A 253-nucleotide genomic window follows, 5' to 3' on the forward strand; every position below is an offset into this window, starting at 1 on the left:
GCACCAAGAAGACCCAGGAAGAACACTTCCTGGCCAGTGGCGTGGCTGGCTGCGTTCTTCGCCCGACCTTGATGTACGGATGGTTCGACCCCAAGCATTTCGGCTGGCTCGCGCGCTTCATGGAGAACGGCGCGTGTCAAGGTAGTTGTCGCCTCAGTCATGCAGCCATTTGGTCGATATGGACCTCCGGGGCTGCGCCGGCTCGGACCGCTCTCTCGCGCTCCGGATTGAGCGTGACGAACTCGATGGGCGA

At 62.1% G+C, this 253-nt stretch carries 1 pseudogene; it reads left to right on the plus strand.

From position 1 onward, the window contains the following. Nucleotides 1–125 (plus strand): annotated as a pseudogene (locus tag IM725_RS20215) (NAD-dependent epimerase/dehydratase family protein); the annotation flags it as partial. Between the last annotated feature and the right edge of the window lie 128 nt (nt 126–253).

It is taken from the genome of Ramlibacter aquaticus (genome assembly GCF_015159745.1).
Taxonomy (GTDB): domain Bacteria; phylum Pseudomonadota; class Gammaproteobacteria; order Burkholderiales; family Burkholderiaceae_C; genus Ramlibacter; species Ramlibacter aquaticus.